22 protein-coding genes are annotated in these 24,570 nt (G+C 55.0%); 7 read left to right on the top strand and 15 right to left on the bottom strand.

What is annotated here, in order from left to right:
- Nucleotides 1-438 precede the first annotated feature (438 nt).
- A complete protein-coding gene (gene gltP, locus AB6T85_RS06605) occupies nucleotides 439-1,734 on the bottom strand; it encodes a glutamate/aspartate:proton symporter GltP (protein WP_253456061.1) in 1,296 nt (431 codons plus the stop codon).
- A gap of 529 nt (nucleotides 1,735-2,263) precedes the next feature.
- Here gltP and acs point away from each other — a divergent pair.
- The 3 genes from acs (at nucleotide 2,264) to actP (ending at nucleotide 6,328) form a co-directional block, all read left to right on the top strand.
- Nucleotides 2,264-4,216: an acetate--CoA ligase gene (gene acs / locus AB6T85_RS06600; protein WP_301730338.1), complete on the top strand. Its 1,953-nt coding sequence runs from the start codon at nucleotides 2,264-2,266 to the stop codon at nucleotides 4,214-4,216.
- A gap of 157 nt (nucleotides 4,217-4,373) precedes the next feature.
- Nucleotides 4,374-4,679: a DUF485 domain-containing protein gene (locus tag AB6T85_RS06595; protein WP_369895087.1), complete on the top strand. Its 306-nt coding sequence runs from the start codon at nucleotides 4,374-4,376 to the stop codon at nucleotides 4,677-4,679.
- Nucleotides 4,676-6,328, top strand: a complete 1,653-nt coding sequence (gene actP / locus AB6T85_RS06590) for a cation/acetate symporter ActP (RefSeq protein WP_369895085.1) — start codon at nucleotides 4,676-4,678, stop codon at nucleotides 6,326-6,328. The genes AB6T85_RS06595 and actP overlap by 4 nt, the downstream gene beginning before the upstream one ends.
- Nucleotides 6,329-6,514: 186 nt before the next feature.
- Here the strand turns inward: actP and AB6T85_RS06585 are convergent, their stop codons facing one another.
- From AB6T85_RS06585 to AB6T85_RS06545, 9 genes are all read right to left on the bottom strand, one after another.
- Complete coding sequence (locus AB6T85_RS06585) at nucleotides 6,515-7,150, bottom strand: hypothetical protein (RefSeq protein WP_369895299.1); 636 nt, start codon at nucleotides 7,148-7,150, stop codon at nucleotides 6,515-6,517.
- A gap of 59 nt (nucleotides 7,151-7,209) precedes the next feature.
- Entirely contained in the window at nucleotides 7,210-7,758 is a 549-nt protein-coding gene (locus AB6T85_RS06580) for a fimbrial protein (protein WP_301252126.1), read from the bottom strand.
- Nucleotides 7,755-8,258 carry a fimbrial protein gene (locus tag AB6T85_RS06575; RefSeq protein ID WP_301730340.1) on the bottom strand — a complete coding sequence of 168 codons (504 nt, stop codon included), beginning with the start codon at nucleotides 8,256-8,258 and terminating at the stop codon, nucleotides 7,755-7,757. The genes AB6T85_RS06580 and AB6T85_RS06575 overlap by 4 nt, the downstream gene beginning before the upstream one ends.
- A 125-nt stretch (nucleotides 8,259-8,383) precedes the next feature.
- On the bottom strand, nucleotides 8,384-9,133 hold the full coding sequence (locus AB6T85_RS06570; protein ID WP_369895083.1) for a fimbria/pilus periplasmic chaperone: 750 nt from the start codon (nucleotides 9,131-9,133) through the stop codon (nucleotides 8,384-8,386).
- 47 nt (nucleotides 9,134-9,180) lie between these two features.
- On the bottom strand, nucleotides 9,181-11,676 hold the full coding sequence (locus AB6T85_RS06565; RefSeq protein WP_301252122.1) for an outer membrane usher protein: 2,496 nt from the start codon (nucleotides 11,674-11,676) through the stop codon (nucleotides 9,181-9,183).
- A gap of 193 nt (nucleotides 11,677-11,869) precedes the next feature.
- A complete protein-coding gene (locus tag AB6T85_RS06560) occupies nucleotides 11,870-12,379 on the bottom strand; it encodes a fimbrial protein (protein WP_369895082.1) in 510 nt (169 codons plus the stop codon).
- Between the two features lie 678 nt (nucleotides 12,380-13,057).
- On the bottom strand, nucleotides 13,058-13,603 hold the full coding sequence (locus tag AB6T85_RS06555; protein ID WP_253456085.1) for a YfaZ family outer membrane protein: 546 nt from the start codon (nucleotides 13,601-13,603) through the stop codon (nucleotides 13,058-13,060).
- Nucleotides 13,604-13,745: 142 nt separating this feature from the next.
- Complete coding sequence (locus tag AB6T85_RS06550; protein ID WP_253456088.1) at nucleotides 13,746-14,444, bottom strand: LrgB family protein; 699 nt, start codon at nucleotides 14,442-14,444, stop codon at nucleotides 13,746-13,748.
- Nucleotides 14,437-14,862 (bottom strand): CidA/LrgA family protein, encoded by a 426-nt coding sequence (locus AB6T85_RS06545; protein ID WP_369895081.1) that lies wholly within the window; start codon nucleotides 14,860-14,862, stop codon nucleotides 14,437-14,439. The genes AB6T85_RS06550 and AB6T85_RS06545 overlap by 8 nt, the downstream gene beginning before the upstream one ends.
- Nucleotides 14,863-14,965: 103 nt before the next feature.
- Between AB6T85_RS06545 and AB6T85_RS06540 the strand changes: the two genes are divergently transcribed.
- The 3 genes from AB6T85_RS06540 to AB6T85_RS06530 all read left to right on the top strand — a co-directional run bounded on the left by AB6T85_RS06540 (nucleotide 14,966) and on the right by AB6T85_RS06530 (nucleotide 17,714).
- Nucleotides 14,966-15,868 (top strand): LysR family transcriptional regulator, encoded by a 903-nt coding sequence (locus AB6T85_RS06540; RefSeq protein WP_253456093.1) that lies wholly within the window; start codon nucleotides 14,966-14,968, stop codon nucleotides 15,866-15,868.
- Nucleotides 15,869-16,425: 557 nt separating this feature from the next.
- On the top strand, nucleotides 16,426-17,250 hold the full coding sequence (locus AB6T85_RS06535) for a DUF3289 family protein (RefSeq protein WP_301730342.1): 825 nt from the start codon (nucleotides 16,426-16,428) through the stop codon (nucleotides 17,248-17,250).
- Nucleotides 17,251-17,252: 2 nt separating this feature from the next.
- Entirely contained in the window at nucleotides 17,253-17,714 is a 462-nt protein-coding gene (locus tag AB6T85_RS06530) for a DUF943 family protein (RefSeq protein ID WP_369895079.1), read from the top strand.
- Between the two features lie 62 nt (nucleotides 17,715-17,776).
- Here the strand turns inward: AB6T85_RS06530 and AB6T85_RS06525 are convergent, their stop codons facing one another.
- The 4 genes from AB6T85_RS06525 to soxR all read right to left on the bottom strand — a co-directional run bounded on the left by AB6T85_RS06525 (nucleotide 17,777) and on the right by soxR (nucleotide 22,479).
- Complete coding sequence (locus tag AB6T85_RS06525) at nucleotides 17,777-19,426, bottom strand: Na+/H+ antiporter (RefSeq protein WP_253456099.1); 1,650 nt, start codon at nucleotides 19,424-19,426, stop codon at nucleotides 17,777-17,779.
- A 175-nt stretch (nucleotides 19,427-19,601) separates the two neighbouring features.
- Nucleotides 19,602-20,951, bottom strand: a complete 1,350-nt coding sequence (locus AB6T85_RS06520) for an NCS2 family permease (protein WP_253456102.1) — start codon at nucleotides 20,949-20,951, stop codon at nucleotides 19,602-19,604.
- Nucleotides 20,952-21,306: 355 nt separating this feature from the next.
- A complete protein-coding gene (locus tag AB6T85_RS06515) occupies nucleotides 21,307-21,969 on the bottom strand; it encodes a glutathione S-transferase family protein (RefSeq protein WP_301252118.1) in 663 nt (220 codons plus the stop codon).
- Between the two features lie 45 nt (nucleotides 21,970-22,014).
- A complete protein-coding gene (soxR, locus tag AB6T85_RS06510) occupies nucleotides 22,015-22,479 on the bottom strand; it encodes a redox-sensitive transcriptional activator SoxR (RefSeq protein ID WP_369895077.1) in 465 nt (154 codons plus the stop codon).
- Between the two features lie 110 nt (nucleotides 22,480-22,589).
- Between soxR and soxS the strand changes: the two genes are divergently transcribed.
- Nucleotides 22,590-22,979 (top strand): superoxide response transcriptional regulator SoxS, encoded by a 390-nt coding sequence (gene soxS, locus AB6T85_RS06505; RefSeq protein ID WP_125290210.1) that lies wholly within the window; start codon nucleotides 22,590-22,592, stop codon nucleotides 22,977-22,979.
- Here the strand turns inward: soxS and dgcN are convergent.
- Nucleotides 22,976-24,280 carry a diguanylate cyclase DgcN/YfiN gene (gene dgcN / locus AB6T85_RS06500; protein ID WP_253456109.1) on the bottom strand — a complete coding sequence of 435 codons (1,305 nt, stop codon included), beginning with the start codon at nucleotides 24,278-24,280 and terminating at the stop codon, nucleotides 22,976-22,978. The genes soxS and dgcN overlap by 4 nt on opposite strands.
- Nucleotides 24,281-24,570: the final 290 nt, after the last annotated feature.

The raw sequence follows: 24,570 nt of genomic DNA, 5'->3' as shown, positions 1-24,570 counted from the left end.
TAATTAAAAATTGTTAATAACAATCACATCACTACTGAAAAGAAAGATCCATATAAATTTATGGCGGCAAACGACACCCCCGAAAAAATAAGAATAGTGCCGTAAATAATAATATTAATTACCGGCCCTTTATTAAACTCTACAGGCCTGATTGCTAAAAGGAATCGCCGCCTTTTCAGGCTTAACGTAAAATATAATTATAGTCTTGACAAATAAATGCAGCTCGCGATAAGAGAAAAAATGAGAAGATAAAATTTAACGGTCAACGCCATAAATATTTACTATTAAAAATCAGTAAGAAACGTTATTCAGCGGCGACTTAAATAATCTCATTTATGATTACGCAACCGCATAACCGCTGCGTTTGTGCCTTGCAAAAAACAAAAAAAATGGCCCGAAGGCCATTTTCATTTTTGCTGTTCTTCCGCGCCGGAGCGATCAGGAAGCGGATGCCAGACGCGCCTCGTAGGCCACTGCCTGTTCGGCATCGAACTGGTTTTCCCACTTGGCGATCACCAGCACCGCCAGCGCGTTGCCGACCACGTTTAGCGCGGTACGTGCCATGTCCATGATACGGTCAACGCCGGCGATAAACGCCAGGCCTTCCAGCGGAATGCCTACGCTGCCCAGCGTAGCCAGCAGCACCACAAAGGAAACGCCAGGCACGCCCGCGATCCCCTTTGAGGTCACCATCAGCGTCAGCACCAGCACGATCTCCTGACCAATAGAGAGGTCAATGCCGTACAGCTGCGCGATAAAGATCGCCGCGATGCTCTGATAGAGCGTGGAGCCGTCCAGGTTAAACGAATAGCCGGTCGGCACCACAAAGCTGGTGATGGATTTGGGCGCGCCGTAAGCCTCCATTTTCTCCATGATCTTCGGCAGCACCGTTTCGGAGCTGGAGGTGGAGTAAGAGAGGATCAGCTCATCCTTCAGGATGCGCATCAGCGTGGTAATGCGCAGCTTACAGATGCGCGCGACCGTTCCCAGCACCACAAAGGCAAAGAACAGAATGGCAACGTACACCAGGATCACCAGCTTAGCCAGCGGCCACAGCGAGGCGAAACCAAAGTTGGCGATAGTCACCGAGATCAGGGCAAACACGCCAATCGGCGCGTAACGCATAATCATATTGGTGACTTTAAACATGGTTTCCGAGGTGGAACGAAACACCTTCACCAACGGCTCGCGATGTTCCGCAGGCAGCGATGACAGCCCCAGACCAAACAGCACCGAGAAGAAGATGATCGGCAGCATCTCGCCTTTCGCGATCGCCGCGAAAATATTCTGCGGGATCAGCGACAGGATAGTGGTCACCAGGCTGTGCGGGCCGCCCTGAACCTGCGCCGTCGTGGCTTCATACTTAGAGATGTCCACCGTTGCCAGCGTCGACATATCAATGCCGTAGCCAGGTTGAAACACATTCGCCAGGGTAATCCCTACCACAATGGCAATGGTGGTTATCACTTCAAAATAGAGGATGGTTTTGACGCCGATCCGCCCCAGTTTTTTCGCATCGCCCACGCCGGCGATACCGACGATCAGCGTGGAAATCACGATGGGAACCACAATCATCTTGATCAGATGGATAAAGATATCCCCGGCAGGACTAAGAATGTTAGCGATTAACCATTCACGATCCTCCGGTTGATTATGCAGTATCGCGCCAACGACGATCCCCAGTACCAACGCCGTCAATATTTGCCAGGCAAGGCTGAATTTTGCAGCTTTCATAATAGTTTTTTCCTTAACAAAACCCGCTCTCCGCGTCTTTAATGCGGAGCGATCACTCTCAAGGGAAGCAGGCCGATGTCGGCGAATGCGCGGATAATGGATGGTTGATACCTGATTTGCAGGCGCGTAATCAGTACCATTTTCACGGGTATAAATGCAACCCTAAGTGATATACGGCTAAACTATCATCGCCGAACAGGATAAAGCTCTGGAATCGACGTGTACGACTAACTCTTTGTTATAATTAGCAATATATCTCCATACTTGCGCATAGCTATGCAGTTGCTCGCCAGACGCCTGGCGAACAGCCAGGTTTAGTTGTGCGCCTTTTGTACAGCCCGTTTGCGTTATGCGGCGAATGAGTGGGCGACGGTTGCAGAAAGTTCCACCGTATTACGGCAACTTTTTGACCATTTTCATCACCTGACGTTATGGCGTGATCCATGGCGCAAAAAGCAAACAAAGCCCGGCGGCTCGCTCCATCCAACCTTTGATTGACATATTATTAACATCTTCAAGGAGAGTAGCCATGAGCCAACAACACCGACATCCCGTTCCCGCGAATATCGCGGAAAATACGCTGATCACTGCCCAGCAGTATCAGTCGATGTACCAGCAGTCCGTACAGGATCCCGAGGCGTTCTGGGGCGAACAGGGTAAAATCCTCGACTGGATAAAACCGTACACCCGCGTGAAGAACACCTCATTTGCGCCGGGCAATATTAATATCCGCTGGTTTGAAGACGGCACGCTCAATCTGGCGGCCAACTGTCTGGATCGCCACCTGCACAGCCGGGGCGACCATCCGGCGATTATCTGGGAAGGCGACGACGCCAGCGAAAGCAAGACGCTGACCTTTCGCGAGCTGCATCGCGAAGTCTGCCGCTTCGCCAACTCGCTGAAAGAGCTGGGCATAGGTAAAGGCGACGTGGTGGCGATCTATATGCCAATGGTGCCGGAAGCCGCCGTCGCCATGCTGGCCTGCGCGCGTATCGGCGCGGTGCACTCGGTGATTTTTGGCGGTTTCTCGCCGGAAGCCGTGGCCGGACGTATCGTCGACTCCGCCGCGAAGCTGGTGGTGACTGCCGATGAGGGCATTCGCGCCGGGCGCGCCATCCCGCTGAAGAAAAACGTCGACGAGGCGCTGGCTAATCCCAGTGTCACCACGGTAAGCAACGTGGTGGTTTTCCGCCGCACCGGCGCGGATATCGACTGGCACAGCCGCGATCTGTGGTGGCACGAGCTGGTGAACAAGGCCAGCGCGCACCACCAGCCGGAAGAGATGGGCGCGGAAGATCCGCTGTTTATCCTTTACACCTCCGGTTCCACCGGCAAGCCGAAGGGCGTGCTGCATACTACCGGCGGCTATCTGGTTTACGCGGCGACCACCTTCAAATACGTTTTTGATTATCATGCCGACGATATCTACTGGTGCACCGCCGACGTCGGCTGGATCACCGGCCACAGCTATCTGCTTTACGGCCCGCTGGCGCTGGGCGCGACCACGCTGATGTTTGAAGGCGTGCCGAACTGGCCGAAGCCGAGCCGGATGGCGGAAGTGGTGGATAAACATAAAGTCACGCTGCTGTATACCGCGCCTACGGCAATTCGCGCGCTGATGGCGGAGGGCGACAAGGCCATTAGCGGCACCGATCGCTCCACGCTGCGTATTCTGGGTTCCGTCGGCGAACCGATTAACCCGGAAGCCTGGGAGTGGTATTACCAGAAAATTGGCAATAGCCGCTGCCCGATTGTCGATACCTGGTGGCAGACGGAAACGGGCGGCTTTATGATCGCGCCGCTGCCTGGCGCGACGGAGCTGAAGGCCGGTTCGGCCACCAAACCCTTTTTCGGCGTGCAGCCCGCGCTGGTCGATAACGAAGGCAACGCGCTGGAAGGTGCCTGCGAGGGCAACCTGGTGATCGTTGACGCCTGGCCAGGCCTGGCACGCACGCTGTTCGGCGATCACGAGCGCTTTGAACAGACCTACTTCTCTACCTTTAAAAACATGTACTTCAGCGGCGACGGCGCGCGACGCGACGAGGACGGCTATTACTGGATCACCGGCCGCGTGGACGACGTCCTGAACGTTTCCGGCCATCGGCTGGGCACGGCGGAGATAGAATCTGCACTGGTGTCCCATCCTAAAATCGCCGAGGCGGCCGTGGTCGGCATTCCTCACGCCATTAAAGGCCAGGCCATCTACGCCTATATCACGCTGAACAGCGGCGAAGAGCCGACGCCCGAGCTTTACAGCGAGGTGCGCAGCTGGGTGCGTAAAGAGATCGGCCCTATCGCCACGCCGGACGTGCTGCACTGGACGGACTCCCTGCCGAAAACCCGCTCCGGGAAAATTATGCGCCGTATTTTGCGCAAAATTGCCGCTGGCGATACCACCAATTTAGGCGATACCTCGACGCTGGCCGATCCGGGCGTGGTGGAAAAACTGCTGGAGGAGAAACAGGGTATTGCCATGCCCTGAAAATAAGCAAAAGTCAGTATAGCTTTATCGGGCAGCGTAATGATTATCACGCTGCCCTTTATTTATCAGCTTCCCGATGATGAGGCATTACCGGCGCGGTCGCTCAGTCAAGCCGGATCTCATAACAGCTCTTGCAATTATCTCTGGAGACTCTGTAATGAACGATAGATATCAGCGGATTGAAAAAAGCGCGCGCTTTAAAGAGCTGGTCAGAAAACGCCAGGCCTTCGCCACGCTGCTCTCGGTAATAATGCTTATTCTCTACGTCGGCTTTATTTTATTAATCGCCTTTGCGCCAGGCTGGCTGGGTACGCCGCTTGACGCTAATACCAATGTTACCCGTGGTATTCCGATTGGCATTGGGCTGATCGTTATTTCTTTTCTTTTAACCGGTATTTATGTCTGGCGAGCCAATGGCGAATTCGACCGCTTAACCAAAGCGCTGCTGGATGAGGTGAAATGATGAAACTTTTCCTTTATTTCGCCCTGCTGCTGCCTGTTTCCTCCCGCGCCGCCGATGCGATTAGCGGCGCGGTTGAAAAACAGCCCACCAACGTTGAAGCGATCGTGATGTTCCTGATCTTCGTGGCCGCCACGCTGGGTATCACCTGGTGGGCCTCCAAACGCACCCGTTCGCGCAGCGATTATTATACCGCAGGCGGCAATATCACTGGTTTTCAGAACGGCCTGGCGATGGCGGGCGACTTTATGTCCGCCGCCTCATTCCTGGGGATCTCCGCGCTGGTTTATACCTCCGGCTACGACGGCCTGATCTATTCGCTGGGTTTTCTGGTCGGCTGGCCGATTATCCTGTTTCTGATCGCCGAACGGCTGCGCAACCTGGGACGCTATACCTTTGCCGACGTTGCCTCCTATCGTCTGAAACAGCTGCCTATTCGCACGCTTTCCGCCTGCGGCTCGCTGGTGGTGGTGGCGCTCTATCTGATTGCGCAGATGGTCGGCGCGGGTAAGCTTATCCAGCTGCTGTTTGGCCTGGACTATCACGTCGCCGTGGTGCTGGTGGGGATCCTGATGGTGCTGTACGTCCTGTTCGGCGGCATGCTGGCGACCACCTGGGTGCAGATTATCAAGGCGGTGCTGCTGCTGTTCGGCGCCAGCTTTATGGCAATCATGGTGATGAAAACCGTGGGCTTCAGCTTTAATAATCTCTTTACCCAAGCGATGGCGGTGCATCCTAAAGGCGTGGCGATCATGCGTCCCGGCGGGCTGGTGCACGACCCGATTTCCGCGCTGTCGCTCGGGCTGGGGCTGATGTTTGGTACGGCCGGCCTGCCGCATATCCTGATGCGCTTCTTTACCGTCAGCGATGCCCGCGAGGCGCGTAAAAGCGTGTTCTACGCCACCGGTTTTATGGGCTACTTCTACTTCCTGACCTTTATTATCGGCTTCGGCGCTATTCTGCTGGTCGGCGCTAATCCGGCATTTAAGGATGCCACCGGCTTGTTGATTGGCGGAAACAATATGGCGGCGGTGCATCTGGCCGATGCCGTTGGCGGCAGCCTGTTCCTGGGCTTTATTTCCGCAGTGGCCTTCGCCACGATTCTGGCGGTGGTTGCCGGGCTGACGCTGGCGGGCGCATCGGCGGTATCGCACGACCTTTACGCCAGCGTGGTGAAAAAGGGCCAGGCCACCGAGAAGCAGGAGCTGCGCGTCTCGAAAATCACCGTGCTGGTGCTGGGGGTGGTCGCTATCGCGCTGGGTATTTTGTTTGAGAAACAGAATATCGCCTTTATGGTCGGGCTGGCCTTCTCGATTGCGGCAAGCTGTAACTTCCCGATTATTCTGCTGTCGATGTACTGGTCGAAACTGACCACAAGAGGTGCGATGGCAGGCGGCTGGCTGGGGCTACTGACGGCGGTCGTGTTGATGATCCTGGGGCCAACGGTATGGGTGCAGGTGCTGGGCCACGCGAAGCCGGTCTTCCCCTACGAGTATCCGGCGCTGTTTTCTATGCTGGTCGCCTTTATCGGCACCTGGCTGTTTTCCGTGACCGACCACTCGCAGGAAGGCCAGCAGGAGCGGCAGCGTTTCCAGGCGCAGTTTGTGCGTTCGCAAACCGGCGTGGGCATTGAAAGCGGGAAAAGTCACTAAGTAGCGATCTGCAAGGCGGCTGGCCGCCTTGCAGCGCAGCAACGCGCGCCCTCAGTAGTAGTTCAGCACCACCACCACGCTATCCTCTATACGCTGTGCCACTTTCGGCGTTCCGGTTGTTTGCATATACAGCGCCTCGGTTACGCCGCTGGTAAAAACCTTTAGTCCCTCAAGTTTTTTACCGCTTTAATCCAGGATCTGCTGCTCGAGCACGTTCCCCGCCGATGCCTGCTGCGTAATCTCCACTGTAGTCGACGGCACCGTTTTGCATATTAACGTGAGGTCCCCTACCTTGTGGTTACGGTTAATGGGCTCGCCGACGATAACCGTCCCCAGATCGTTGGGGTAACTCACCAGCTCTGCATGGCAGTCATCGATCGGCGTGATCGGTATGCCGCCGCTGCAGCGTGCGTCTTTGCCCAGGCCATCCCATCCTGACCAGCAGGCGCTGTAATCGCCTTCCTGTACCGGTACGCTTACCGTTTGCGTTAAGCGGTATTGCGCGACTTTTATCCGACTTGCTGGTTCGTCGGTGGCGTTCTGGCATTGTTGTACGGTTGGCGCGCCGCCGGGCGCATCGCTCATTCCGATAAACGTGGCGGCCACTTCAGGATCGCGGACGGTAAGGCCATAGATATGGAACACAAGGTCACGATCGTTGCCTCTGCTGGAGCAGAGCCAGACATCGGTGCCGGCCTCCACCGTAATCATATTGTTTCTGACCGTCAGGCCGGTCGTGACGCCCGGCACGGAATTGTAGTACCACGCCAGCGCCGACGTTGAAAAACAGATCAGGCTCAGCGCGAACATAATCCTTTTCATTTTATCTCCTTGTTATGAGCCAGCCAGCACCCCGTACGGCGGCGGCGGGCTGCGTCGGTTCAGGGGTATTCGATGATGTAATTCAGGCTGGCGGTGAATTCTCCCGCCGTCGGCGGCGTCGCGCCGTCCGCCCGTAGATAGGCCTGCATCGGGATAACGATATCAGCAGCATTCAAAGACAGCGTCAGGCCCGGCGAGGCGGCATTGACCGCCAGCGGCGCGCCCCGCACATTTTCGATGCCGATAACGATGCCGGTAGCGGTACTGCCTGCATCCGGTTGCAGCATCCCGTTACTGTCCCCATTCCCGCGCAGGAAAACTTCAATTCGGCCTGGCGTTGTTGCATCAAACTCGCAGTTTTCCAGATGAACGGCAAACGGGTAACGCGGGCTTTCCTGCGAGTTCTGCAACATGTTCAGCGTGACGGCCGCCAGCGGGAGCGTAATGTATTCATCGCCGGGCCGTATCGTACAGGGGCTGAGATTTTCAACCAGCGTACCGCTGAATTTGGCCTTCACCGCTACCTCTACAGGCGCGGCATAGCCGAGCGCAACGCACAGCATCATCCCCAGGCCTGACCACAGGCAGCGTAATAATCCCCTTTTCATTCGTAGACCGCCTTAATTGTCGCCGTCGCCTCAAAGTATCCGGGCGTTAACGAGGCCGCCGTATTTTTCACCAGCACGGCCATCAGAACGGGGGGATCCGTGCCATCAATAGCAAACGAGGTGTTTACCGGCTGGAGTTTACCGTCGTTCATTATTTTAATGGCCAGGCCGGGCTGGACATACAGCATCCCCTGGCCAAAATCTGCGCCCGTGCCGTCGATTTGCAGCGTTACCGCATTTTTACCCTGCTGCTTGCAGCTAAAGTTATAAGCAATCTCGCTCTGGTAATTAGTGCCGTTGATTTTTGCAATATCTACCTGATCGCCAAAGGAAACCTCAACGTTTTTGCCTTCATTAAGCTGACAGGAGGCAGACTGCACCACGTTGGCCGTCATGGTGAAGGTAAATACCTCCGGCGCTGCCGTCACCCGGCCTGAAAATAGCGTTAATCCTGTTAGCGTGCAGAGCACCGCTTTTGCAAAGGTGGTTGTCCTGTCCATCTGTTTATTCCTGCCGCCGTTTATCACGACTTATCCAACATAAACCTGCCGCAGCCCGAGCAAAACGCGGTTAAGCAAAGAAGCGTTGCGCGGCTGCTCTGGCGAAGCGGCAAAACTTTATGCGCTTAGCCAGCGGGCCTGACCGCCGTGGCCTTACAATGATCCCCGCTACAGGTAAACTGCAACTGCGGACGGGCGCCGTAATCGTTGATATAGGTGAGCAGCGGGCGGCTCCCCAGCGCTTCAGCGCTGACCTCAAGCACGCCTTTACTTTTCGGCGCGATCATCAGCGGCTTGAAATCATTGATGGCGCTATTCCTGGCGGCGTTGCGGCCATCGATCAGCGTCACGAAATAGGGCGTGGGATTGTTTACCTGATAGCGATCGCCGGCGCGAGTCAGCGTCAGCTGCTCCTGAAAGGGCACCGCGTTTCTTTTGGGCACCAGCGCCTGCGGGCGATAAAATAATTTTACCTTTGTCTGCAAGGCAAGCTGGAGCGTATTGGGGCGTTCGGATCGCGGCGGGATCTCACGCAGATTAAAGTAGAACAAGGTTTCACGATCCTGCGGCAGCGCGCCCACGGAAGGCAACGTCTCTATTTTTACCTGGCTTTTGCTGCCCGGCTCAATGCGCTGTACCGGCGGCAGAGCAGTCAGCGGCTGCTGGATTTTTTTACCCTGGCTATCTTCTATCCAGCCCTGCGCCAGATAGGGTAATTGTTTATTATCGTTACTGACGACCAGGCTGACAGACTTTTGGCCGCCCTCAAAAATCACGCGTGTACGATCGAGCGAAACAGCGCCATAGCTTTGTGCAGCCACCAGGACGGAGAGTAAAACGGCGATGCGTGATAAACCTGCTTTAGATGATCTCATTTTTTCCCCTTACACCATGTCAACTATCAGCGGCAGCCCTGCGCGGTTTATAACAGGCGGCACGGCAATAAAAGACGCTGAGAAATATCACCGGACAAGCTCTCCGGCAGTTTAAATTCGCACTGCTCTTTGCCGCTCCAGCTTACCCGCATCGTTATGCCTGGCTGGATACCGCTCAGATAGATGCTGCCGTCGTCATTCACAATGCCCACTTCCTGACGCTGGCTGTTTTTTACCGTAGCGCCAAACGGCGGGGCTTCGCCGTTTTCCAGGCGCAGTACCGCCATGGTTTTGCTCCCGGTCACCACTTTAAAGCCACCGTAGCCAATCGCGCCTTCGGTTAAGGTGCGCTGGATAACCGAAGCGCTCGCTTCAGCATTGTCCGGCAACGCATTGATATCGATACTGATGCGGTTACGGTAATAGCTGCTGATATCCGCGATAACGGCTTTGCCAAAGTGGTTACTCAAGGTATCCGCGCCGTAGCTTTTTACCGGAATATCCTTTACCGCGGTGTCGATCAGCATTCTGGTGCCGCCCGGCCTGCTGGTACGATGCAGCGCCGCACCCTGTGCGGTAGCCGTTACGCCGCCCTGCGCCGAAAGGCTTAAAGCTGAATAGCTGTTGCCCTGATAGCTGGCATTAACGTTTATCCGCGCTCTGTCTCCCTGATAGGTGTAATAGCCGCTTGCCAGCGTCTCCTGACCGGCAACCCCGCCGCTGATTTGGTAGTTGTTACGCTCATCCATCGTATTGAAGTAGCTGGCCTGATGACTGTTATTACCCTGATTAAAAGATCCGTTGTAATTCAGCGTGCCGCTGTTGCCCCACGGTAGAGACAGCGACAGGTAAATACCGTCATCATTGCTGCCGTCATATTTATTACGCCAGGCGGTGGCTGACAGACTGACGTTACGCAAGCGCCCGGCGTCAAAATATTTCGTCGCCGTCAGGGTAAAACGGTCATTGTCCGGTTTGTCCCACCAGGTCTGATGAGAGTAATTCAGATAAAAGCTTGCCCGCCAGTCGCGCAGCTGCTGGCTGAAGATGGCGGTATACATCTCTTTACCGTTGCCGTAGGCCCTGCCGTATTTATGCGCGTTAAGGTAATCCTGCATACTCATATAGCCCTGCTCTGAATAGCGGTAGCCTGCAAAGGTCATTTCACTGTCGGTTTCGTCGAACCTTTTTGAGTAGCTGACGCGCCACGAGGCCCCTTTCTGCGTATCCGGCAGCGGATCGGGCAAACGCCGGGCAAACGCCTGAGTAAAATCCAGAGAGAGCGCGCCGAAAGCCATCAGATCGCGCCCTGTGCCCAGCGCCAGCGCCTGGTATTCCTCACTGGCTATCGTCCCGCCGTACAGGGACCAGCCGTTACTGACGCCCCATGAGAACTCGCCGTTTACAAACCCCTCGCCTTCCATATGGTGCTGAGTGTTGGAAGGCCTGCCCGCCGCCAGCTTGTAGCGCACCATGCCCGGCCGCGTCAAATAGGGCACGCTGGCCGTATTGATGCTGAAAGTTTGTACTGAGCCATCCTGCTCTTCTACCCGCACATCCAGCTCGCCGCTGATCGTTTCGTTGAGATCCTGAATACGAAACGGCCCGGCGGCGACCCGGGTTTCCTTGATGACCCGCCCTTTCTGGCTGATCACCACTCTGGCGCTGGTTTTCGCTATCCCGCTGATTTCCGGGGAATAACCACGCAGATTAGGCGGCAGCATATTGTCATCAGACCGCAGGCTCAGCCCGGTATAGGTAAAACTGTCGAAGATATCTGAAAAGAGCGCATGTTCGCCCACGCCCAGCCTTGCGTGCCTGTGCGGTAAAGCGCGCCAGGCATAGAAACGCGTCCAGTCCCAGTTAAGGTTGTTACTGGCCTGATTGTCATAGCGCCCCTGCCAGTCGGCACGCAGGCGCCAGGGACCAACGTTGGCCCCAGCCGTCCCGTTGCCCGTGAACGTGTTGTCCGTCTTCTTCTCGTGCTCATGTCGGGTCTGGGCACTGGCGTAATAATCGAACAACAAGCCGGGTATCCCCTCATCCCACTGCGCTGGCGGATCCCAGTTGGGCGCGCGGTATTCCAGATAAATTTGTGGGATAGTTAAATAGAGCGTATTGGTGCCTAAATCAGCGCGCTGGCTCATACCCGGCAAACTGTCGGTATTCAGACACTGGCCCTCATGCCACCACGTTAACTGCGGGCGTAGCTCAGGCTTCAGGCCAATAAAATTGACCAGAGCGGCAGTCAGACAGGGCTTACTTTCTTTTTCATTATCTTCTGTCGTAAACCAGTCTACTGACTGCTCGGGGAGCTCATTATCATTAATCTGAAGTTTCAGAGTGTAGTTACCGGGCATGATATATCCCGCCTGAGAAAAACGGCTGAGATCGATGTTCGCTCTGTCTTTCACATCTAAAAGATCGGTATTAAATTCTATTCCACGTGCCTCGACAGACCGCGCGAAACAGCAAAGAATCAGCAGGAAGATGGCATGCCACAGCCATAAAATATCTTTTTTTAATATAATATTCACTGACATCGGCATCCTTACGAGAAGTTAATCCCTGGGTAAGCCTTTCATAACCGATTTAATAATTTTTTGTCGGAGGAATTAAGCATGGAAATAATTCCGCCATTCTGCCGACAAACATGAACCTGTTTTGCCGTTGTTCCCCAGGCAGAAAACACTCCCGGCAGAAACGCCGGGAGAGGACAAGGTCCGTCAAATCGACTTATTGATATGCAAGTGTGAAATCAGCAATACTCTGGAATTCGCCAGGCGTTACGTCTTTACCATCACCTTGCACATAGGCAGAAAAACTCAGCGTATTATAGCCAGTCTGCAAAACCTGCTTAGCGCTCGGACTGCCGAGCTTGAGCACTGCGCCAGTACCATCAGTGATGGCGATACTCGCGCCCTTAACTGTCCCGGTCATGCCCAACAGACCGGTAGCGCTTTCCGGTCCGCTAAACGTGGCCGTTACCGCTGCGGCGGTCGCAACCGTACAGTTTTCCAGTTTAATCTGGAAAGGACGGGGATCGGAGGTTCCACCATCCTTCAGGGTAACAGTCGAGATTTGCCCAAGAGGCACGTCCTGATAAACAGAGTCAGGATTAATTGAGCAAGGAGACTCAATGACGGAGCCAGAAAAAGTCACTGAACCATGTCCCTGGTCGGCATAAGCTACAGAAGTCATGCCGAAAATGGCGATAGCTGACAGTAAGATTTTATTCAGTTGCATAAAGTACATTCCTTTGATTATAAACCTTTCCGTTTATCGGATGATAAATGTTTATTTATAACATCATTTTCTTTGCTGAAAAAAAGCCAACCTGTAAAAACAGATAAGTTAATAATGCATTAACGGCGCTTCAGTTTATTAATGGCCATTTACATTGTCAGGTAAATACAATCCTTAATAAATACCTATTCAGGGCGGCAGGATTATTCTTACAGAAGACATTTCCAGATGAAAGGTCTTTTTTCTTAAAAAATGACAGAAAAAAATGAAAGTTTAGACAGGAAGGTGTTACTGGCGATAAATGCTAAAAAATCGTCAAACAGAGATGCTCTTTAGAATAAAAAACCAAATAAAACCCATTTTGCACGCCGTCACTCTATAAATGACAAATGTAAAAAAAGAAGAAACAAACGGGGCGGTTTAAATATATAGCATTTATCTTTGCCGGAGTATTAAAAATATCAGGCAAGCTCCTTAATATAAGCTGCTATATTTTAATATATATCACCTGTTTGAACATTAGCGGCAACAACTTTATAAACCTTGTTAAAAGTTCAGCATAATAAGCCTGTTCCCGGCCTGTATCAGGGCATCAGCCGTACCGGGAGCAGGCAGGTCCGGCCAGAAGCCGGACACATTCAGCGGCGGGCCACCCTTTACAGGTTGCCGCCTTTGGCATCAGAAATGCAGGGATGCACCTACGTATGCGCCGTCAGCAATGACGTTGTCTTTACGACCGTCTTTGCCGTTCATCGCCAGGTACTGATAGCCCACGCGCACGTCAACCAGGGAGATTGGCTTAAAGCTCACGCCAGCGGAAGCTTCCTGGTAGTCATCAATGTGGCTGGAGAAAGAATCCGGCGAGTAGTAATACTGGCCAAATACGTTGAACATATTGGTGACTGGAACGCTTGCGCCAATGCCGACCGCAACGGCATAGCCGTCTTTGCTATCGGTTGGGTTAGTGGAAATCGCTTTCACGCCAGGCGTGATAAAGATATCGCCCAGACCCACATTGTAACCCAGACCCAGGCTGCCCATGCTGCCGTCGTGATCGCTACGCAACCAGTTACCGGTCAGCGCCAGACCAGGCGAGTCAGCGCCCATGCCCGCGTGTACATTAGTATAATCACGACCTACGTCGACACCGCCTTCAATCGCCTGCGCTGATCCGGCCAGCGCCAGCAGCGCCAGAGCGCCTGCGGTAGTTGCCACTGCTTTCATTTTATTCTCCTGATGAATTTACTTACGCCGTTTCCCGACGGCAGCGGAGGATAGATCATCAACAGAGGAAATAAAATGAGAATGCGACGAATCTTAGGGCTTGTTTAGTAAATGTTGCTGTTAGGGGGCGAACATACAGGCTTTAAACCAGCGTCCACATCAGGCGGCCAATCAGCGGCGCGATAACCACAGTCACCACGCCTGACAGCATCATCACCAGGCTGGCGACCACGCCCTCCTCCTGACCAATTTCATAGGCGCGAGCGGTGCCTGCGCCGTGTGAGGCCGCGCCAAACCCGGCGCCTTTCGCCAATCCCTGCTTGACGGCAAGCCGAATAAAAAGCAGATCGCCGACGGCCATGCCGAATACGCCGGTGATCACCACAAACAGCGCCACCAGATCGGGCTGCCCGCCCAGCTGCTTCGCCGCCGCCAGCGCAAAGGGCGTAGTGACAGAGCGCACCGCCAGACTACGCTGGATTGCCTCCGGCAGCGTCAGCAGCCTTGCCAGCCATACCGAGCTGCAAACGGCGACCAGCGTGGCGGTCAGTACGCCCGCGCTAAGCGACAGCCAGTGGCGGCGGATAATCGCCATATTTTCATAAACGGGCACGGCGAAGGCCAGCGTAGCCGGGCCAAGCAGCCACAGCAGCCAGCGGTTTTCGTCGATATAGTTCTGCCAGGAGATATGGGTCAGCAGCAGCAGCGCCACCAGCACCATTGGCGTCATCACCAGCGGCATCAGCAGCAGCCTGTGCCAGCGGCGGTAGAGACGTTTATTGAGAAAATAGACCAGCAGCGTCGCCAGCAGACAGAGCAGGCTGATAAAAAAGTTATTCACCCTGACGCTCCTTTTTTCGTGCCGCCAGGCGCATTTCAAAACGATAGACGCGATCCACCACCAGCGCGGTAGCGGAAAGCACCAGCAGCGTACTGATCATAATCACCAACATAATCCGCCAGCCGTCCACGCGCAGCAGCTGCGAATAGTTAACCACCGCCACCACGGCAGGAATAAAAAACAGCAGCATTTCCGCCAGCAGCCAGCGCGATCCGGCTTTCACCCAGTTCAGCGGCAGCACCCGCAGCATAATCAACGCCAGCAGCAGCAACATGCCCACGATATTGGCGGGCAACGGCAGCCGCAGCCAGTCAACCAGCCGCTGCGCGGTCAGAAAAAAAGCGATATACAGCACCACCTGTAACGGAACCTGAATACGTTGCTGCCACGTGCTTTGCGGGCGTATCGCCAGCTTCATGATGGGTCTCTCTCTGAATAATGCGTAAAGAGAGTATAAAGCCGTACCAAAGGGTGAAAAAAATGACTTAATATTATCTGAACTATGCCTTACAGGAATGTTTATGGACGTCAGAGCCCTGCGTTATTTTGTGGAAGTGGTGCGCCAGCAAAGCTTTACTCGCGCGGCGGAGCAGCTGTACGTCACGCAGCCGACCATCAGTAAAATGCTGCGCCAGCTGGAGGATGAGCTGGGCTGTACGCTGCTGATCCGTGAAGGACGCAAGCTGCATCTGACCGATACCGGACAGGCCGTTTATCAGCGCGGACTGACTATCCTTCAGGAATTTAAGCAGCTGGAAGCGGAAATCAGCGATATCAACGACCTGAAAACGGGCGAGCTGCGGTTAGGCATTCCGCCAATGGTGGGGATGCAGATTGCCGGTTCGATCTCCGCTTTCCGCCAGCGTTATCCCGGCGTCGAGCTGAAAATTTCCGAATTCGGCGGCCTGACGGTGCAGCAGGCAGTGCTTTCCGGCACGCTGGATATTGCGATGACCGCGCTGCCGGTAGCGGAAGATCTGCCGCTGAACGCGCTGCCGCTGATGAGCCACCCGCTCTGCGTGCTGGTGCCGAAAACCCGCGAATGGCTGCGCCGTACCCATATTCCGCTGGCCGAGCTGGCCGGGCATCCTATCCTGATTTATAACGAAGAGTTTTCGCTGAACCGCCAGCTGATGCGTGCCTTCCAGGCCAGCGGCTTTACGCCGCAGATCGCGGTACGCAGCGGCCAGTGGGATTTTCTCGCGGCGATGGTACAGGCCGGTATGGGCGTGGCAATCCTGCCGGAGCCGATCTGCCAGCGGCTGGATAAAAGCCATCTGCTGTGGCTGCCGCTGGAGTCGGAGCTGGTCTGGCAGCTGGGCCTGATCTGGCGGGAAGGCAGCTACCTCTCAAAGAGCGCGCAGGCCTGGATCGCCTGCTGTCGCCAGTTCTGGCCGGGTCAGACGCCAACGCTGTCGGTATAAAAAACGGGGGCGCTGGCAGCGGCCCCGGAGACGCTAAACAGGCGCATTTTTACCTGTCTTTTAACCTTATTCGTTCTGCCTCTTACGGATATTGCTATTCAGCTTGTCTGCTGCCTCTGCGTTCTGGAAAAGAATGCCGAAGAAGATATAGATCGGCACGGATGAAAGCGTATGACTTCATCAGCAATAATTAGCAGAACTGTTACGTCAGAGACTGGCCTGATATTTACCAGACCCAACCCTGAGCCTTAAAGCGCGTTTTCCTGCCGTTTACAAAACAAAAGCAAAAGAAAATAGTATTAGCCTGGCGGAACCTCTCATTTCATCAGAACAGCAGCAAGCAGAATAAACCACCGGTTACCCCCCTTATCATAATATTTCCTTTTCCTCCAAAATATAATTACCGTTATATGAAGAATTTATCTTTCGCTGTACGGTTGAATAACATCAGATGACAGAGGCGATTTTCTTAACGCAGCATGACGAACATAAATTAAGCTGATAAACTAACAGAAAACCGGGCAATAGCGCTCGTTGACCAGCAAAAGGAATATTGCATGTCACCTTCTCTACAGGCTTTACGCCTGCCCTTCGATGTTTTTCAGACGCAGAAACGCATGGATGATTACGGTGCCGATGATATGCAGTGCGGCGATTTGAGCGAGCTGCAGCTGAAGAACTTTTATCGGCTGGAGAAAGTATCCGGTCAGTATGATCCCTGGCGGGCAGAGAGAACGGATTTTCCCATCAGTAACTACGGGATTATACGCCATAAAATGCGTCGTCAGGACGTGGCGGGCAGGCTCTTTGATGAGTTCCGACGCGACGCGACTCCTTTCTCTTTCATGGGGCACCGCAGCTTATTTCTGGCTATGGTTAACCATTTTCAATATGGTGGAGGCAACGCCTTTTCCAGTAATGAACTGAATAGCGCCTACCGGCGGCTGATTATGGGCGAGCGCTTCAAGCAAAACAGCTCTGTCAGCCGAATCAGAAATTTTATTTCCCGAACGCTAATAACTAATAAGGGAACGTTCCCCGATGACTTAAAGCACGATCTTACCGTTGAAATTGCTAACAGCTTCTTACCCCATTTCGATCGCTGGCAGGATAAGATTAATGGCCTGGGCATGTCTGTTCATGGTATCTATGCTACGCAGATCATCCTGAAATCCTTAGAAACGAACGGCTATGATTACAGGGCTGTGCTGCAATATAAAGGACAGGACCATTTTGGTCTGGACGAACGAGACATTTTAGATCCTCGTTTTCATTCGCTAAATATATTTCGCATCTGGTTTATATTACAACGTTGGCAAAACTTCGCGTACAGACCCTTTTTTACCAATATGGAAGCGGTTGTCACTCTAACGGGAAATTAGCCATGAAGCCGATTAAGAATATTTTCCCAGCTTTTGTTATCGTTGCCTGGCTGTATGCCATTTTTATGCTGTCGCAGCCGGTGGAGATTATTGCAGTTCATCAGGATGATCTTCTGGTAAGAAACTTTCCTCTTACCGATAAAGGTAAAATTAGCTGGTGGAAAAAAAATTCGGCTATGTTGAAAGCAAAATATGCGCTTGATGCTGGAAATTCTACCATCAATATTTGGGATTTTGGCGAGGGTTATCAGACCGAAACGCCGGATAAAACCACCTTCTTTCCCAGTCATGATACCGACTATTTGCTTTGTTTTGACGATATGAACGTACCGGAACGCTGTATCAGAAAAGAAAATTTCCTCATGTATCTACATCAAGCGGCGGATGGCTTAACATGGTATACAGTTGAGGGCGGCGTATATTACCAGAAAGAAAATGGCCCTTTAGTAAAGCATGAAGACTAAACGCGTTACAGCAGCAGTAGCCATAAAAAAGACCGCGAGCCGGGCGGCTCGCGGTCTTCCCGCTACTCTTCTTTCTCGATCAGCAGCGTTTCCAGCAGGTCGAGATCGTGCAGCATCTTCTGCATGGTTTCGTTGCTGATTTTCTGCGTGGCGCGCAGGTGATACAGCTCGCCGCGCTCGGCGCGCAGCGCGGTCAGACGGAAGCGGCGCTCCAGATTTTCCGCATACAGCGCCCGCTCCAGATCGTCCTTACCGTCCACGCGACGGCGCATATTGCCAATCACTCGCGATGCGATTTCTTTGACCAGGTCAGCGTCGATATTCTCTTCGGTATCGGCCGCCAGCCGCTCTTCCATCTTGTGCAGGCTGTCGATAGCCGTTTCCGCCATCGCCGCGCGCGCCATCTGGATCTCATGGCGGTGCGCCGTCTTATCCCTGCCTGCCACGCCGCGCAGCAGCAGCGGCAGCAACACTACGCCGACCAGCAGCGAGAACAGGATCACGCCCATTGCCAGGAAAACCAGCTCGTAGCGCGCCGGGAAAGCGTCACCGTTGGTCAGAAACAGCGGAATGGACAGCACGCCGGCCAGGGTGATAGCCCCGCGTACGCCGGCAAAAGAGGCAATCAGCAGCTCACGCAGGCTGTAGCTGCTGAACTCCATTGGCCGCTTTTTCAGCAGGCGCTGGCTAATCAGGCGCATCGTCCATAGCCAGGCGAAGCGGACGATCATCAGCGCGGCATAAATCAGCACCACCGACAGCACCAGCATCCACAGATCGACGTTAGGATCGGCCTCTGCCTGAGTCACGGACAGCTGTAAAATGTCCGGCAGCTGTAAGCCCAGCATCAGGAACACCATGCCGTTAAAGACAAACTCCAGCATCTGCCAGACGCTGTTGGCACGCAGACGCATCGCCAGCGGCGCCTGACGGATAATGCCCGAACGGGTAATGGTCATGCCCGCCGCAACGGCGGCCAGGATCCCCGATACGCCGATATGTTCGGCAATCAGGTAAGAAGCAAAAGGCAGCAGCAGCAGCAGCACCGTCTGCGTAGCCGGATCGTCACCGCTCCAGCGGCTGAACAGACGCAGCGACTTGCCGTACAGCCAGCAGATAACAATACCGGCCACCAGACCGCCGACGGCAACCTTTACGAACTCCAGCGACGCGCCGGAAACCGTGAACACCATGGTGCCCATCGCGACCGCAACGGCAAACTTCAGCGACACCAGGCCCGAAGCGTCGTTCATCAGCGCCTCGCCCTGCAGTATCGACATAATTTTTTTCGGGATGCGCCCTTCTCCGACAATCCCGGAGAGCGCCACGGCGTCGGTTGGCGACAGCACAGCCGCCAGCGCGAAGGCGGGCAGCAGCGGAATACCCGGCACCAGCCAGTAGATCAGATAGCCGATGCCGACCACGGTGATCAAAACCAGCACCAGCGCCAGGCCGATAATCTCGCGTCCGTGATGCAAAAACTCGCTGGTTGGCGTCTTCCAGCCGTCAGCAAACAGCAGCGGCGGAATAAACAGGACCAGGAACAGCTCGGGATCGAAGTCGACGTGCAGGCCGAAAGTCGGCCACGCCAGCAGCGCGCCCATCACAATTTGCACCAGCGGCAGGGGGATTTGAAAAGGAATAATGCGTGCGGCTACGCCAGAGAGCGAGACCACCAGCGTGAGGATGAGAATAGTAAAAAAGATTTCCATGTTGTCCTTTCATAGCTTCCAGATAGCGACAAAAATATCAGGCTCGGAACAAATAATGCCCTGTGTAATAGTAAAGCAAAAATGGGATGGCTTGAAAAAGCTGATGTGTGCTATTGCGTGGAAAAAAGCAAAAATTCGGAACGGAGGCCGGAAAAACCGGCCTCGTAAAAAGGGATCAGATAGCCCAGCCGCCGGCGTAAAAAGCGACCAGCGCGATAGCGATAACCACGGTGCCGACGTTGAGCTTGCGCCACTCGCCCGCAAAGATGCGGCCAATGACCAGCGAGCCGAAGCCCAGCATAATACCGGTAACGATATTGCAGGTCAGCACGATGAACACGGCGGCCAGCAGACCGGACATGGCGTCAACAAAATCGCTGAAGTCGATTTTAGAAACGTTGCTCAGCATCAGCAGGCCGACATACATCAGCGCGGGCGCGGTAGCATAGCCCGGCACTAAATAAGCCAGCGGCGACAGGAACAGGATCAGCAGAAACAGCACGCCTACCACGATAGCGGTCAGGCCCGTTTTACCGCCCGCCGCCGTGCCCGCTGCGGATTCGATATACACCGCCGCAGGCGAAGCGCCGATAAGGCCGGAAAAGATGCTGCTGACCGAGTCGGTGGTCAGCGCTTTGCCGCCGTTCAGGATCTGATGATCTTTATCCAGCAGGTTCGCCTGGCCTGCTACCGCGCGGATGGTGCCGGTGGCGTCAAACACGGCGGTCATCACCAGCGCCAGCACGCTTGGCAATACCGCAGGCTTCAGCGCGCCCAGAATATCCAGGCTGAACACCAGCGAGTGGCCCTGCGCATCCGACAGTGAAGGCATGGCAAACAGCCCCTGATATTTTACGGCCGGATCGAAAATCAGTCCGAGCACGGAAATGGCGATAATAGTCAGCAGGATCCCGCCCGGCACGCGCAGCTTTTCCAGACCGAAGATTGCCGCAAGGCCTGCCAGCGTCATCAACACGGGGAAGGAAGCGAAATCGCCCAGCGCGACCGGCAGTGCGCCAGGTACAGGGTTTTTTACGACCAGGCCCACGCCGTTAGCGGCAATCAGCAGCAGAAACAGGCCGATGCCGACGCCGGTGCCGTGCGCCACGCCCATTGGCAGGTTGCGTAAAATCCAGGCACGGATGCCGGTTGCAGAGATCAGCGTAAACAGCACTCCCATCAGGAATACGGCTCCCAGCGCTACGGGCACGCTGATATGCTGGCCCAGCACCAGGCTGAAAGCCGTGAAGGCGGTCAGCGAGATCGCGCAGCCGATTGCCATCGGCAGGTTCGCCCACAGCCCCATAATGACCGAGCCGAAGCCCGCCACCAGGCAGGTAGAGACAAAAACGGCGGCGGGAGGAAAGCCCGCCTTGCCGAGCATGGACGGCACAACAATCACCGAATAGACCATGGCGAGGAAGGTGGTAAGTCCGGCTAAAATCTCCTGGCGGACGGTGCTGCCGCGTGCAGAGATTTTAAACCAGGCGTCTAACGTTCCGCCGGTCTGATGATGAGTCGACATAATGGAAATCCCCTGAACTTTCTTATGAATTATCGATGCCTGATGGCGGGTTGGTACCACGTTTACATCCCTGATAGCGCTATTGCAGATCGCCAAAACTTCGTAAAGAAGCCGCGATCGGAAAAAAGCAAACGTTTAACCCGACAGGCATAATGCCCTTTTTATAAAGGCAAACGATTATCCTGCCTTTAAGGCCGCCTTTTCAACTGCTGATGCCGGGAAGGCGGCAGATTTTCGTCTCTTTTACGTCCGCGCCTGCCTGAGCAGACTTTAGCTGGCTCGCCGACAAGCGCGGTCATAGCACTTTCTTATGGTCGCGGGCGCGATGAAACGTCAGGGGCCGCCGCGCGATGATTCATTCAAGAGTGAGCGCACCGCCTTTTTGCAGCGCCCGCTGCCAGGCCGCACGGCTTTGGACTTTCTTCAGCCAGCCCTGAATGGCAGGGGAGTCGCCTGCGCCGCCGCGCGCGCTGAGCGCCTGAAGCGGAAAGCTCATCTGCACGTCGGCAATGCTGAAGCGCGACCCCGCAAACCATTCGTTGCCCGCAAGGTGTTGCTCGATAAATTCGCGATGGGTGGCGAGCTGCTTATCCAGGAACGCCTTCTGCACGCCCTTGCCAAAGGCGCGGCCCACCGGCCGCAGCAGCCACGGCACCGGCGCCTCGCCCATTCGGCTGAAAATCAGCTTCATCACCAACAGCGGCATCAGTGAACCTTCCGCATAGTGCAGCCAGTAACGAGACTCGATACGCTCATCTTCCGTGGTGAGTTTCAGACGATTTTCTGCGTCATAGTGCTCCGCCAGGTATTCCAGGATCGCGCCGGACTCTGCAATCACCCGATTTCCATCGGTGATCACCGGCGATTTGCCGAGAGGATGCACTTTTTTCAGCGAATCGGGCGCCAGCATCGTTTTTTCGCGCTGGTACAGTTTGATTTGATAAGGCGTTTCCAGCTCTTCCAACAGCCAGAGAATACGCTGCGAACGGGAGTTGTTCAGGTGGTGAACGGTGATCATGACCTTTCCTTGTGCGTAAACGAAGTGCTATCAGTATAGACGGCCTTATTTACGTTCAGGCTCCAGCAGGATTGCGCCCGTGCCGCGCTCGCTCAGGCGGTCATCCGGGTTGCGCAGCGGACAGTCCTCCATCGATAAACAGCCGCAGCCGATACAGCCATCCAGATCGTCGCGCAGTCGGGTCAGCGTATCAATGCGGCTGTCCAGCTCCTCGCGCCATTTACGGGTCAGCAGCGCCCACTCTTTAGGCGACAGCCGCTTGCCCGGCGGAAACTGCACCAGGTGCTCGCCGATGGTCGCCAGCGGGATGCCGATCCGCTGGGCGATTTTAATGACCGCCACCCGGCGCAGGACATCGCGATGATAGCGGCGCTGGTTGCCGCCGTTGCGAAAGCTGACGATCAGGCCTTTGCTTTCATAAAAATGCAGCGTCGAGACGGCGACGCCGCAGCGTGCGGCCACGTCGCCGGGCGTCAGTTCGCGCTTGTTCAGTACGGGATTTTTTTTCATTTTGCGCTTTACCTCAAGTTAACTTGAGGAATTATACTCCAGCCCTTAAGAAGGCGAACCCCTCTTTTTCGCCATAGCGATCGGCCGCCAGCCCCAGGGAGAAGACCAGTATGCATGATGAGATTATTCACGCGCTTACCGACTGGATTGACAGCAATCTGGACAAAACGCTTTCTATCGATGACGTTGCGGCGCGATCCGGCTATTCGAAATGGCACCTGCAGCGCATGTTCCGCGCCGTGACCAAACAGACGCTGGGCAACTATATTCGTGAGCGTCGCCTGACGCTGGCCGCGAAAGAGCTGCGCCAGACGCAGCGTCCGGTGTTTGATATCGCCATGCAGTATGGCTATGACTCGCAGCAGACTTTCTCGCGCGTTTTTCGCCGCCAGTTTTCCCAGACGCCGACGGCCTGGCGCAACACCATGCGCCGTCAGCAAAAGCGTCCGCTCTATTTTGACTGCTCTGAATTCCCGTCAGCGGTCAGCACCAACGGCTAAACGCTTTCGCACTCCAGCGCTGCCGACGCCTGTCGCCTGCTCCAGAGCGCGGGCGAAAAATACCAGCCGCCGCCCAGCGCTTTGATGTGGTACATCGCCGCATCGGCCTGGGCGATGGTCGCCTCGCCGGTATGATGATTTTTCGCCAGCGCGATGCCGATACTCAGAGACTGGGTAAGGATCGTGCCGTCGTCCAGCCTTATGGGTTCACGCATCGCCTCAATGACGCTTTGCGCAACGCAGCCTGCCTGCTCGCCGCTGTCAATCGCTAACAGCAGTACCGCAAACTCATCCCCGCCTAGCCGCGCCACCAAATCGCCTTTGCGCAAGCGTGCGCGCAGGCGCTGTGCGGTAATGGTCAGAACCCTGTCGCCAGCAGCATGGCCGTAGCGATCGTTTACCTCTTTAAAACGGTCGCCGTCGATAAACAGCACCGCCACCCGCGCGGCGGTCAAAGGATTGTCCAGCTGTTTGTGCAGCTCCTGCTCAAAAGCCGTGCGGTTTGGCAGGCCGGTTAACGCATCGTGCCGCACCTGATGGGCCAGCGTGGCATTCTCGCTTTGCAGATGGCGCTGCCAGTCGGCCAGCTCGTCCAGCAGGCTGTTAAAGTCGCCGCTCAGCTTGTTTAATTCGGCAATAGAAGAAGAAGGCACGCGCAATGAAAAGGCTCGTCGCCTGCGTACTTCATGCGCCACGCAGGCGATGTTTGACAGCGCGCTGACGATGCCTGAATGCATTCGGCGCGACAGATAAAAGGCCAGCAGCGCGGAGAGCAACATGCTGCATCCCAACCATGTCAGCGCCTGATAAAGATAATGCATTACCCGACATCCATCGCCGGTCAGCCAGATGGTGCCAATTTCTTTACCGCCGCGCAGGACGGGGATCTGCACCGGTTTGGGAAATAACCAGCGCGATACCAGCTCGCTGAAGGCGCTCTTGTCGCGATTATCGTTTGCAGCCCAGCTTGCCAGCAAACGGCGATCCGCATCGAGGATCCGAGCCTGACCAAACTGTGTTTTCGCGCCGATAGCCTGGAGGATAGCGCGCGCCGCTGCGCCGTCACCTGTCGCTACCGCCTGCCCGGCGCTGTAGCTGATGGTCGTCGCCAGCAGCTCGGAATTGTTTTCGGCGTAGTTACGCAAAGCCAGCACCGAAAGCAGCGAGAGCGAAATGCCGCTGAACGTTAGCGAGACAAGAATAATAGTTAAATGAATACGCCGTAGCGACTTGCGTAGCGTAGGCAGCGGCTTAGCTGCCGGTTGCGCGGTAATGTTTCCCGCGGGACGGTCATGATCCATGATTCCTCCCACGCCAACCGAACGGATCTCCGCTCATGCAGCGCTTCTGCATTGGGGGCTTGCGTTGGCGACCGCCCGTAGCAGTAACGCTGCCGGGACCAGGCTGCTGCCCCGATCTGAGGTAAAGAGCAAGCTGCACGCGAGGGGAATGTTGTTTGCGGGCAAAAAATGGCTTTTCGACCCTGAACAGCCACAGGCAAACAGGCAGGCTCCGGTTATCTGACGTAAAATTTCTGCTATTGCCATCCTGTGCGCGTTTACCGCTGATAGCTTATGCAGGAAATAAAATG

The organism is Erwinia aeris, assembly GCF_041224955.1.
Taxonomy (GTDB): domain Bacteria; phylum Pseudomonadota; class Gammaproteobacteria; order Enterobacterales; family Enterobacteriaceae; genus Erwinia; species Erwinia aeris.
This window is presented reverse-complemented; position numbering and strand designations above follow the sequence as displayed.